The sequence below is a fragment of the Acinetobacter sp. Ac_5812 genome (assembly GCF_013072695.1).
GTDB lineage: Bacteria > Pseudomonadota > Gammaproteobacteria > Pseudomonadales > Moraxellaceae > Acinetobacter.
The window spans coordinates 223196-235900 of sequence record NZ_LXUK01000012.1 but is presented as its reverse complement, the minus strand read 5'-3'; the positions used below and the strand labels follow the sequence as shown (position 1 = coordinate 235900).

Annotated in this window: 10 protein-coding genes; 3 read left to right on the top strand and 7 right to left on the bottom strand. The window is 40.5% G+C overall.

Annotated features, from left to right (window positions below):
• Positions 1 to 66: 66 nt before the first annotated feature.
• The 3 genes from A7P55_RS10260 to efp all read right to left on the bottom strand — a co-directional run bounded on the left by A7P55_RS10260 (position 67) and on the right by efp (position 3238).
• Complete coding sequence (locus A7P55_RS10260; protein ID WP_171552018.1) at positions 67 to 372, bottom strand: CstA-like transporter-associated (seleno)protein; 306 nt, start codon at positions 370 to 372, stop codon at positions 67 to 69.
• Positions 372 to 2474 carry a carbon starvation CstA family protein gene (locus A7P55_RS10255; RefSeq protein ID WP_216078020.1) on the bottom strand — a complete coding sequence of 701 codons (2103 nt, stop codon included), beginning with the start codon at positions 2472 to 2474 and terminating at the stop codon, positions 372 to 374. The genes A7P55_RS10260 and A7P55_RS10255 overlap by 1 nt, the downstream gene beginning before the upstream one ends.
• A gap of 194 nt (positions 2475 to 2668) precedes the next feature.
• Positions 2669 to 3238, bottom strand: coding sequence for an elongation factor P (gene efp, locus A7P55_RS10250; RefSeq protein WP_004808248.1), 570 nt, complete (start codon positions 3236 to 3238; stop codon positions 2669 to 2671).
• Positions 3239 to 3324: 86 nt separating this feature from the next.
• Between efp and epmB the strand changes: the two genes are divergently transcribed.
• Genes epmB through A7P55_RS10235 form a run of 3 tightly spaced genes read left to right on the top strand, consistent with a single transcriptional unit; the run spans position 3325 to position 8181 of the window.
• On the top strand, positions 3325 to 4341 hold the full coding sequence (epmB, locus tag A7P55_RS10245) for an EF-P beta-lysylation protein EpmB (protein ID WP_171552017.1): 1017 nt from the start codon (positions 3325 to 3327) through the stop codon (positions 4339 to 4341).
• A 13-nt stretch (positions 4342 to 4354) separates the two neighbouring features.
• Positions 4355 to 6109, top strand: coding sequence for a hypothetical protein (locus A7P55_RS10240; protein WP_016163211.1), 1755 nt, complete (start codon positions 4355 to 4357; stop codon positions 6107 to 6109).
• Positions 6091 to 8181 (top strand): EAL domain-containing protein, encoded by a 2091-nt coding sequence (locus tag A7P55_RS10235; RefSeq protein ID WP_171552016.1) that lies wholly within the window; start codon positions 6091 to 6093, stop codon positions 8179 to 8181. The genes A7P55_RS10240 and A7P55_RS10235 overlap by 19 nt, the downstream gene beginning before the upstream one ends.
• An 88-nt stretch (positions 8182 to 8269) precedes the next feature.
• On the opposite strand, the gene rpmE is transcribed toward A7P55_RS10235, so the two are convergent.
• The 4 genes from rpmE to A7P55_RS10215 all read right to left on the bottom strand — a co-directional run bounded on the left by rpmE (position 8270) and on the right by A7P55_RS10215 (position 12656).
• Positions 8270 to 8494 (bottom strand): 50S ribosomal protein L31, encoded by a 225-nt coding sequence (gene rpmE / locus A7P55_RS10230; RefSeq protein WP_004808257.1) that lies wholly within the window; start codon positions 8492 to 8494, stop codon positions 8270 to 8272.
• A gap of 198 nt (positions 8495 to 8692) precedes the next feature.
• Complete coding sequence (locus A7P55_RS10225) at positions 8693 to 9661, bottom strand: bile acid:sodium symporter family protein (RefSeq protein WP_171552015.1); 969 nt, start codon at positions 9659 to 9661, stop codon at positions 8693 to 8695.
• Between the two features lie 416 nt (positions 9662 to 10077).
• On the bottom strand, positions 10078 to 10479 hold the full coding sequence (gene gloA / locus A7P55_RS10220) for a lactoylglutathione lyase (RefSeq protein WP_004808260.1): 402 nt from the start codon (positions 10477 to 10479) through the stop codon (positions 10078 to 10080).
• 2 nt (positions 10480 to 10481) lie between these two features.
• The gene (locus A7P55_RS10215) at positions 10482 to 12656 is read right to left on the bottom strand and encodes an MFS transporter (protein WP_171552014.1); all 2175 of its coding nucleotides are present in this window, start codon (positions 12654 to 12656) and stop codon (positions 10482 to 10484) included.
• Positions 12657 to 12705: the final 49 nt, after the last annotated feature.

The window sequence follows — 12705 nt, the reverse complement described above, 5'->3', positions numbered from 1 at the left end:
AAAATAAAACAGTGCATGTTTCAACATACACTGTTTTGGTTTTTTTTCAACGAAATCAATTGATTTCTAGCAAGGGCATTTTTTCATATTACCGCCCGCTGAAGGATAACGCGCATCGATACAATGACGATAAAAGGTCTTGGCATCCATTGGGGTTAGATCAGGATGATGCGCTTTCATATGCTTAACATAAGTTTCGTAATCGGGCACACCGACCATTAGACGAAAACTCTGCTGCAAACGCTGCCATAAAACGGCGATACGCGACCAATTCTTGGGTGATAAAAGCAAATGTTTTTGCGACATGATGGTGAATTTAATAATCTTCACAATCACCGCACTGCCTTGTCGAGCAATTTTAAAATCCATCACTACTCTCCTTTGATGCTATTCGCAGTCATCGGGGTTTCTGAATAAACGGCTGGTGCTTCATTCACTGTTGGTGTTGGACTCGCTAATGCTCTGCGTACAATACCAATCGAAGCAATGATCATCACAATCGCAACAATCATAAAGAAACCACATAGGGCCGCATTGATCTGGTTCGACATCACAATCGTTTGCATTTCAGCAACCGTCTTGGCTGGTGCAAGCACCTCACCACGCGCAATTGCATCAGAGAAACGATTCGCTTGCGCAAGGAAGCCAATTTTTGGATTTTCATGGAAAATCTTTTGCCAACCCGCCGTCATGGACGTAATGAATAGAAAAATGGTTGGGATAATGGTCACCCAAACATACTTCTCTTTTTTCATCTTGAATAGAATAACGGTACCTAAGATCAAGGCCATGGATGCCAAAATTTGGTTACCAATACCAAATAACGGCCACAAGGAGTTAATTCCACCGAGTGGGTCAACCACACCTTGATAAACGAAGAAACCCCAACCCGCTACTGCAACAAAGGTCCCAACCAAATTCCCAAAGAATGAACTTGATTGTTTAATCGCTGGCACCACGATTCCTACAGTATCTTGCACCATGAAACGACAAGCACGTGTTCCTGCGTCTACCGCAGTCAAAATGAATAATGCTTCAAACAAAATCGCAAAGTGATACCAGAACGCCATCATTGAGCGGTTGTTGAAAATCTCTGAAATGATATGTGCCATACCAATTGCAAATGTTGGCGCACCACCCGTACGAGACAGGATTGAACTCTCACCGACTTCCTGAGCCAATAAGGTCAACATTTCTGGACTCACCACGAAACCAAGATTACGTACTGCTTCCGCTGCGGTCTCAACCGAGGTCCCTAAAACTGCTGCTGGCGCATTAATCGCAAAGTAAATCCCTGGATCAAGTACTGTCGCACAGATCATGGCCATGATGCCGACGAAAGACTCCATCAACATACCACCATAACCAATCATACGAATATTGACTTCGTTATCGACCAATTTAGGCGTTGTACCTGATGCAACTAAAGCATGGAAACCTGAAATCGCACCACAAGCGATGGTAATAAATAAGAAAGGAAATAAACTACCTGCAAATACAGGACCAGTACCATCAACAAAGTGGGTCACTGCTGGCATTTTCAGATCAGGCATCGCAAAGATAATCCCGATCGCCAAGCCTGCAATCACACCAATTTTAAGGAAAGTCGATAAGTAGTCACGCGGTGCTAATAACAGCCAAACTGGTAAAACAGAGGCGATAAAACCATAAATAATTAAGGCCCATGTCAATTGAGTACCACTGAGGGTAAATAACTGCCCCCAATAAGGATCTTTTGCAACATCACCACCATAGACAATCGCCGCCATCATTAGTACAAAACCGATGATGGATACCTCTGCAATTTTTCCTGGGCGTAGATAACGCATGTAAATGCCCATGAATAATGCAATAGGAATGGTGGCTGCAATACTGAATACCCCCCATGGGCTATGTGCCAAGGCTTTCACGACGACCAATGCGAGTACCGCAAGGATAATAATCATTACCCCCAATGTACCGAGCATGACAATCACACCTGCAAAAGTGCCAAGTTCCTGTTTTGCCATCTCTCCCAAAGAACGACCATCACGACGTGTGGAGATAAATAAAACCAGAAAATCTTGTACCGCGCCTGCAATCACCACACCGACCAAGAGCCAGATGGTTCCTGGTAAGTAACCCATTTGCGCTGCGAGAATTGGACCGACTAAAGGCCCTGCACCAGCAATCGCGGCAAAGTGATGACCGAATAAAACGAACTTATTAGTAGGAACATAATCCAGACCATCTGCGAGACGATGAGCTGGGGTTAACCGTTTAGGATTTAATTCAAAAACTTTGTTTGCAATAAATAAACTATAGAACCGATATGCAATGCTATATACACAGACTGCGGCAAGCACTAACCAGACCGCATTAACATGCTCACCACGACTAACCGCCAATATCCCAAATGAAATTGCCCCGACAATGGCAACCAAACTCCAAAGGAGTTTCGAGGGAAGTGTTGACTTTGCTTGTGTTGTCTCCATTCAAAACCTCTCAAATACATAACGCGTGGTTATTTAGATTTCCCTTTCTATATTTTCTGTAGAAGAAATATCTTTGTAAGTTTACCTTCTAGCTTCAATTATTTATCTAATACTTTGGCATAAAAAAAGGGATGATTGTTTAATCATCCCTTCGATAATTGTATGTCTTGAGTAGCTCTGCCACTCATTCACAATTATGCACGTTCTAGGTAGTCACCAGTACGCGTGTCTACACGAACACTTTCTTCTTGCTGTACGAATAATGGAACACGTACTACCGCACCTGTTTCAAGCTTCGCTGGCTTACCGCCACCGCCAGAAGTATCACCACGTACGCCTGGATCAGTTTCAATAATTTTCAATACAACAAAGTTTGGTGGATTTACGTTTAAAGGTACGCCATTGAATAACATGATCGTACATTTTTCATTTGAATCGTCTTTTAACCATTTCGCAGCATCACCCATTGCTGTTTTATCAGCAGCGATTTGCTCGAAAGATACAGGATCCATGAAGTTCCACATTTCGCCGTCGTTGTAGAGGTAATCCATTTCAACTTCTACAATATCAGCTGCTTCTAAAGAGTCACCTGATTTGAATGTTTTTTCTAATACTTTACCAGAACGAAGGTTACGTAATTTCACACGGTTAAACGCTTGACCTTTACCTGGTTTTACATATTCATTTTCCATGATTGAACATGGGTTGCCATCAAGCATAACCTTAAGGCCTGCTTTAAAATCATTTGTAGAATAATAGGCCATGAAAGGCGCACTCCAAACTTAAAACTCAAATCTATTAATGCTAGACTAGGCACACAGCTGCGGCTAACACTATTTTTACGTATGGCATGATAAACTATTTACATCAAGAGCAAAACTGGCAATCACAACTCAGTGACCTAATTACTGATCCTTTAGAGCTGTTAAATCTGCTTGAGTTATCTACCGATCAGCTATTATCAGGGGCAATCCTCGCCGCTGAACAGTTTAAATTGCGCGTCCCACGTGCATTCGTCGGAAAAATGACCGTTGGCGATCCGCTTGACCCTCTGCTACTGCAAGTCTTACCCCATCATCTCGAACTGGAACAACATCCTGAGTTTGTGACAGATCCTTTAGGTGAAGAAGCCGCAAATCAAATGGCGGGGGTTTTACATAAATATCAATCACGTTTTTTGCTGACCTTAACCGGTGCATGTGCGATTCACTGTCGTTACTGTTTTCGCCGTCATTTTCCCTATCAGGAGAATCTTCCTAAAAATGACGATTGGCTCAACATTAAACGGTATATTGAGCAGAATCCACAAATCAATGAAGTGATTTTAAGTGGTGGTGACCCCCTTACGCTAAACAATCGAAAAATTTCGTTGTGGCTAGAACGAGTCGCATCTCTCCCTCAGATTAAGATATTGAGAATTCATTCACGGGTTCCGATTGTGATCCCGAATCGTATTGATGAAGAGCTGATTTCTATATTAAAAAACAGTAGGCTACGTATTGTAGTAGTGGTACACTCAAACCACGCAGCTGAACTTGATGATTTCACTTGCTCGAAGTTGCTACAGTTATCATTCCAGCATATAACCGTTCTGAATCAGGCAGTTTTGCTCAAAGGTGTGAATGATTCTGCAGAAACTTTAAATGCATTGAGTAACCGTTTATTTGAAGCACGAGTAATGCCCTATTACCTTCATGTTTTGGATAAAGTTAAAGGCGCTCAGCATTTTGATTTAAGATCTTCAGAGATAGATCAGATATACAGTGATGTATTAGCGAGTTTACCCGGATATCTCGTCCCGAAACTCGTCAGGGAAATTGCGGGCGAAAAAAATAAAACACCGCTTTTTGGGGTTCAAACATTCTGAGATTGATAACACAATGATGAACAATGCTTTTTCGGATATTTTTCAAATTCCAACAGTCTTAAGACGGGACAAACTTAGCTTTTGTGATACCAATTCTAAAAGTCTCAATGAATGGATTTCAAATCTATCCATTATGCAGTTGGGTGATACCTCCAAAGCACTGTTTGCGGCTCTGTTAGAGCTGAGTGAATTAGAATGTTCGGAAACTTTACGTTTTGACTTGGTTCAGGTTCTGCATCCGACTATTGAAAATGTTTTAGGTAGTTTAGAAAAAAACTTTTTTAATCAAGGCGTGATTAGCTCAGATCGTAATGAACATATTATTGAACTGGCCATGTTACTGCGTTGCTACTTCGCTGCAATCTATATCAATATTGTGCGTCGCAGTAATGACCAACTTGATCAGCAAAAGTTTTCTATTTTCGCTCTGAATCAAAAGAAAAATCTGCAGACCGCAAGAACACTTGCCACCTTTCAATCTTTACAGCAACTCACCCAATTACTCTATCAACAACATATGTTGTATAGCGAGCCAGTTGCTGGACAGTGGTTAATTGCCCATCAGCTCTATGATGCAGCAGTGACACATAAATATCAGCATACCAACTTAGATCAGTCTCAGGGTAAACCAAGTTCGATTACCAATATTACTCAGGCCTACGCCCAACTGATTTTGATGGATATTTTTAATACCAATCAAATTCGTCAATCTGAAATACAAGCTCTGTTCCAGTGTAGTTTTGACTGGGCCAAAATGGTCCAAATCTTGGCTAAAGAAACTGATTTAACCAAGTATGTGGTAGATACCAGCAAAGACCATCCACCTATTTATAATAAAAAGCAAAGTTCTGGCTTCAACCCAAACATCTTTATCAGCACACATAGTTTATTGGATCATGTCACAGCGACGCTGCATAAAAATGCAGAATATATTTCTAAAAATGAAAAAATCTATTTAACCCCAGCACTGAAATTTCATGTGCAAACCATTTTAGGTACAACTGCAGAACGCCGTCATGAGCGTTATGAATACTCAGCGCAACTACATATTTGTTTTGGTTTACTGACTGCGCACTTCTATCTATCCAAAGCCAAGAATTTCGCAGAGACCTTATTGCTAGACCACAGTTATGGTCTACAAAATGAATCTAAGTTTATGTCGGCTTGGGATAAAAAAAGTGCTTCTGATAACCAAGAGTCTGCGATTCAACGGTTAAGTCGTGAAAGTAAAGCCGTTTATCAAGCAGATATTCTAGATATCAGTGTCAATGGTTATCGTATTAAGTGGTCTGGAGAAGCACCTAAGAACCTAAGAACCGGTGAATATATCTTAGTCAAAGAAACATCACACGGGCATTGGCGTGGAGGCGTAATTCGTTGGCTCAAACAATCGAGCGAGAAAAGTCTGGAACTCGGTTTAGAAGTATTGGCACAAGAGATCTTCCCTTGTGCTGTTCGTATACAGGCTGACCGACATATCAGCAATTATCATCCAACACTTTTATTAAAAAACCAAAATCTGGATGAAACAAAAACAACTTTAATTTTACCAGGTTCACAAATTTTTAGAGAACATCAAGCTGTTCATTTAAGATTGGGGAAAGAGGAAGTCAAGGTGTATTTATTAAACGCACAATTAATTACCCAGAGTTTTGTTCAATTTGAATTTGAACTGCTAAATGATGAGGAACATCCTGTTCTTCAAAAATATATGGCACAAAAAAATATGGACACAATTGATCAAGATTTATGGGAAGCATTAAAGTGAGAAATTCTTTACTGTCTAAGAAACTCAAACGGACAGAAACCCGTTTACTAATTATTGACGACAATCAACTTCGTTATAATCAAATTGCCGCGATCTTTAAGGCACAAGATCATCAAATTCATGCCACCTTATTAGATGATCTTAAAACATTTGAAAAACAGCTGAATTTACCGTGGGATATTGTCATTTTTGGTCGTGCTTATGATCTGAAAATCGAACAAACGCTTTCTTTGATTCAAGCTTCATCACAGCCAAGCTTGCCTGTACTGCTATTAGAACCTGATGACTATAACCAAGATCAATATCAGACCTATATTCACAAAGGCATCTATGATGTATTGAATATTAAAGCTGCTGAAACATTCTATATCAGCATGATCCGAGCATTGTCTTATAGCCGACTGGTTCAAGCTGAACACCGCTTGCTCAATGAACTAGAAGCAGCACAAACGCAAGCTCAATCCTTAGTCGCTGAGACGCATAAAGCTGTTGCGATTTTACAAGAAGGTATTCACATCAGTGCAAATACTGAATATGCAAACTTATTTGGATTTTCGAGTGAAGATGACCTTATTGGCCTACCGATCCTCGATGTGCTGCAACCTGAAGATTTAGCACAATTTAAACTGCGCTTTAAAAAGATTTCTCAAGGCCAGTTCGAGCAAGGACGTTTTGAGCTGCGTACTCAAAATGCAACTGTGAAGAACAACCCATTGCATATTGAGTTTTTACCTTCAGGTAATGAAGAGGAAATTCAACTCAATATTGAATGTGGAACATCATCTCAAGCCGTAACAGCACCGGCAACCGTCACTCCATCTGAGAAGGCATCAAGTTTAAATAGTGCATTACAACAAATTAATCGACAGCTGACCAATCATCCAGCCAATGCCAATGCGGTTGTGCTGTTTAGCCTGAGCAGTTGTCCAAATGAGGTTTTCCAAAGTGATTGGCGAAGCACTAAAGCTTATTTTGCCAACATCCAAAACTTTATCAAAGAACAAGTCAGTGTTCCTGTTTATCCAGTCGATAGCACACTCTACGTTGCATTGTTCCAAGCTGAATCCAAAAATGTTTTAAATTCACTGCTGATCGGTTTAAATAGCTTGCAGAAACCACAACTTTTAGCAACCCCTCAACACACCTTCCCTTTGCATCTGAAATTGGGTTATTGCGAACTTGCGCAAGCTATTCCAGATGAAGCGGTTTTTGAGCAAGTCTTAAGTAAAGCATTCACTGCGGCTTTACCAGTATTCAATAGTCCAAAAATTGATACTGATATTGGTTTAACTACCGAACACATTCCAACAAAAGTCCAGTTAAGCTTGTTACAAGAACTTAAACAGAAACTGGATGCTGGTGATATTCATCTTAAATATCAGCAGCTTTATGATAAACAAGATCAGCATACACATACTTATGAAGTTTCTGGCGGCTTTATCTATAATAATCAATGGCAAGACTTAAGTGATCTGGCTGATCTTAAAGATGATGTTGAATTATCAATTCAACTAGACCGCTGGATTCTTGTTGAGGCCTGTAAGCAATTACATAACTTCATCACTCAATATCCAAAAGCCAAGCTGATTGTTAACCTGAACCATCACGTATTACTGAATGATCAAAAACTCCCAGAGTTAGTTGCAAAGTTACTCACTATTATTGGCAGTAAACAAGCACACCCATTAATTCTGCAATTTTCTGAACAAGCATTGCAACAGAACCTGTCACAAGCACAGCCACAAATTGCCTTATTGCGTCAACATGGTGCTGAAGTTTCGATTCGAGGTTTCGGTGATTCACTTTATAGTGACTCGATGCTGCAACAGATTGATGCTCAATATTTGAGTCTACATGGCAAATTGACCAAAATGCTTGCCTCTGAAAAAGACATGGCAAACTTACAAGAAAAAATCCTGCATTTTATTGGCCAAAAGCCTGTGGAAATTTTCTTAATGGAACTCAATGACATGAATCTGTTTGCCAATGCATGGAATGTTGAAGCACGCTTCTTACAAGGGAACTACTTCCAGAAAAAGCTTGATCGCTTAACCGATGTACAAGACCAATAAGGTCTTGTACATCGCTGCCTATATACATTATCGATAAAAATATAGGCACAAAAAAACGGGCATATCGCCCGTTTTTTCTTTCTTGATATTAACGTTTGACAGAACGTGACATACCAGAGAAACGTTGTTTGAATTTGTCGATACGACCGCCAGTGTCCACATTCTTTTGTTTACCAGTATAGAATGGGTGGCAAGCTGAACATACGTCAAGGTAAATTGTTTCTTTACCAAGAGCTGAACGAGTTTCGATTACGTTACCACATGAACAAGTAGCAACTAAGTTTTCATATTTAGGGTGAATATCGGCGCGCATGGTCGATGCTCCTATTTAGTAAGAAAGGCTTAAGCTGTTATCGCAATTGATCACTCTCAATTTGAGGAAAGCAAAGTGTTTCACACTTGCAGATCAACACCACAACAGACCATTTCTTTTGACTCACCGAGACTCTAAAGGTCAGAGCAAAGCCAACAAGTGCCGAAGATTATATGCCAAAAAATTAAATTTTGCGAACTATTCTTGATTTGATTTTGACCAACGATTCGCAATCATGCCACAAACCATCAACTGAATTTGATGGAAAATCATAATTGGCAGTACGATCATACCTAAAGGCTGTCCAATGAACAGGATTTGTGCCATTGGTACACCACTCGCCAAGGTTTTCTTCGAGCTACAGAAGAAGATGGTGACTTGATCAGCATGATTAAAGCCCAACCACTTAGGAATATACAAAGCAAGTAGCATCACGATGGTCAATAACACCGAACATGCCAACACTAGATAAAACAAGGTTAAACCACTGACTTGATGCCACAAACCAGCCACCACCGCACTACTGAATGCTCCATAGACCACCATTAAGATTGATCCCTGATCAAACGCTTTGACGATACTAGGAACTTTGACCATATATGGAAAAACATAAGGACGTAATAATTGTCCTAAAATAAAAGGCACCAGTAGTAACAAGGTGATTTGAATAATTGATGTGGTCGGATCAAAACCATGTTGGCTTTGGCCTAAGATAAAATAACTCACCAAAATCGGGGTAATAAACATCCCGATAATATTGGAAAAGGAAGCACTACAGACTGCAGCAGCCACATTTCCCTTGGCCATTGAGGTAAATGCAATAGAGGATTGTACTGTTGATGGCAAGAAGCACATAAACAGGAAGCCCCAATACAGTTGCTGTCCTAACATTGGTTCTAACACAGGTCGAGCGAGTAACCCAATGACAGGAAAAATTGCGAAAGTAAAAGCAAACACCAGTGCATGCATTTTCCAATGCATCATTCCTTCCAGCACCGCTTCACGTGACAGTTTCGCCCCATGTAAGAAAAAAAGTATTGCTATTGCGACGGTGGTGAGAATATTAAAATAATGCGCAATCTGCCCCGAGACTGGCAAGAAAGTCGCCAGCGCTACCATTGCAACCAATAATAGTGTAAAGCGGTCCAATGCCAATAATTTCAACATAACTTATCCCTAACTATTCTCTAAGAACTATAAAGCCCAGTATGACTTGTTGACCATTTGATCGACTCATCATACTGGGCTATATAAATAAAGCTAGGGCTTTAGATTAGAAATCTTGGACTAAATAGACCAAAGAGAGGGTCTATTGATATTTCAGCCATGCCTTGCGTTATCGGCTAAAATGACATAAACAAGGCATGAAACGCTGGCAATGGCATTCCCTTGTCAAGTTTAATAACGCGGTTTATGGAAGTTTTAGCCATAACCCTACGGGACAGGGATGTTTTTTGCCGCTACTGTGTTAGGTCTTGCTTACCTAGAATAACTAGGTTTCACAAAACCTGCCTTGCACCGTCTAAAAAACATCCTCTGTCGCAATGAGAGCTATAGCTCGTAAAGTGAAATGTCAATAGACCCTAGTTATTACGTGCATTTTGATCCTGTTGAATCAATTCAACTTTATAACCATCTGGATCTTCAACAAAGGCAATCACAGTAACACCGCCTTTCATTGGACCCGCTTCACGCACGACTTTACCACCTCGCGCTTTAATCTCTTCACACGCTTTATAAGCATCATCTACACCAATAGCGATATGACCATAAGCATTGCCTAAATCATAGCTGGCTGTGTCCCAGTTATGCGTGAGCTCGAGCACAGTGTTGTTTTCTTCATCACCATAGCCAACAAAAGCCAAGGTAAAACGCCCTTCTTCGTAATCACGTTGGCGTAGCAATTTCATACCAAGTACCTCAGTGTAGAACTTCAAAGATTGTTCTAAATTACCTACTCGTAGCATCGTATGTAACATGCGCATAGTTATTCACCTGTCTGTTGAGTTGTTTGCTTTTCATGATCGCGTAACAGTTTCGCAACCCATACCACTAAAACTAAAATTGGAATACCAATTAAAGTCGTCATTAAAAAGAAATTCGGATAACCAATATTGCTGACAATCGTTCCTGAATAACCACCCAATAATTTTGGTGTTAAAGTCATTAATGAACTGAAAATCGCATATTGAACTGCGGTAAATGATACGCTGGTTAAACTCGATAAAAAGGCAATAAATGCCGCACCAGCCAAACCTGAGGCTAAATTATCGACAATAATGGCAAAATATAACCATAACGAGCTATAACTTTTAATCACTTTACCAGACAATTCAACCATATCTGATTGAGCTGGATCAACCACTGCAATCGGTTGAATATCCACATTTAAACCCGTCTCTGCATGAGATGCCGTATCGACGCGATATTGTCTGGTTGCCAACAACTCACTGCCCGTATTGTTGGTTAAATTAGCCAAAGCCGTAATAGTCTTGGTCGGTGATGCTTGCAGAATTTTGCCATCAATCACACCCGTGAATAAGCCATTTTGATCAACTTTCGCTACAAATTCCTGCCCATCTAATGTTAAAACGACAGGACGTTCTGCATTGAGTTGCTCAGCTTTTACACCAGCTAACTGACCTTTGATTACCAGACTTTGTTTTAACTCTTTCGGCGTGAGTTGATCATCACCACTCATTGGTAGTAGTTGAATCTGGGCGTGTTGCGCATTCACCAAATAAGGAACTTCAAACTGAGCCTTCGAGTCTACTTGGTTTTGATATTGAGTACTGACCTGAACCATATTTGCTTTCGCTAAGACTTCATTTGGGACGTGTAACTTCCAATATCCCACCTCATCGGTCTGCACTTGATAATGCTGAGCGCCCACTTGGACTTCAACCTGATCCAATGGCTTGCCAGATTTAACTAAACCGATAAAGATCAAATTGGTTGAGCTTGCCAACACCGCACCCACAAACATGAGTTTCATAATGTTCATACGTTGCGCCAGCAGGCCGCCTAAGAAGCCACCGACCAAACTAAATATTACACCATAAATTTTAACTGCTTCAGCAATCTGCTCTTTACTAAAGTTTAGATCTTGATAGAACACATTTGAAATCACCCCTGCAATAATGTCAGAGATACGAAAGAAACCAATTAAGAGTAATAAAACCAATGCCAGTTTAACGCCATAGCGCTTAAAGAAATCTAGAATCGGGGCAACCCATGTTTCTTTCGCCATTTGCTGATTGACAACCCCCATTTTAACCAGCCCAAAACCGATCAATAAGGCAGTTGCAGTTGCAGTTAAAAAGCGCAGCGCTTCTAAACCAAATAATGCAGCGGTGTCTTTAATTGCTGCTGCCTTGGTAATGGCCTCTGTAACGTTACCTGAATAGATATAGCTCACCACAAAGGTTGCAACGGCGATAAAAAACACAAACACCAAACGGTAGTAATCCGTGGTTTTATAATGTTTATAAACGCGATTCACTTGCGGTTCACGAACACATAAGGTGGTGATAATACCCACTACCATCACTGCGGCCATGGTTAAATAGGTATATTTCCAAGCTTCGTAGATATAATTGCCTTTGGCCGTCCCTAAATAGGCTGCCAAGAATAACGCTCCAGCTCCAGCAACAATCATCCCAATACGATAGCCCGCATTGTATGTTGAAGCCAACACAGTTTGCATTTCAGTTTCAGCCAACTCAATACGATAAGCATCAATCACAATATCTTGTGTTGCAGCTGAGAAGCCCAGTAATACCGCACCAAATGCCATTTGAATTAAATAACTTTGCCCAAGCGCAGGATCTGAAAAAGCCATAATACAAATTGCACAGATAATTAAACATTGCGCAATAAGCAACCAAGCACGGCGACGACCTAAACTCTTGGTTAAAAATGGGACGGGTAATTCATCAATTAACGGTGCCCAAACAAATTTAAAGGAATAACCCAACGCGGCCCAACTAAAAAAAGTGACCGCACTTTTATCAATACCAGCCTCACCTAGCCATAACGACAAGCTAGAAAAAATCAATAAAATTGGAATCCCTGCTGAGAAACCAAGAAATAACATAATCAGAGCACGGCGATCTAAAAATGCTTTAAATGCCGATGCCCAACCAGAGGCTTGAGTTGTCATTGGTTATTATTTTCCATGAACATGCGTGAATGTGCTTATTCAATCGTTT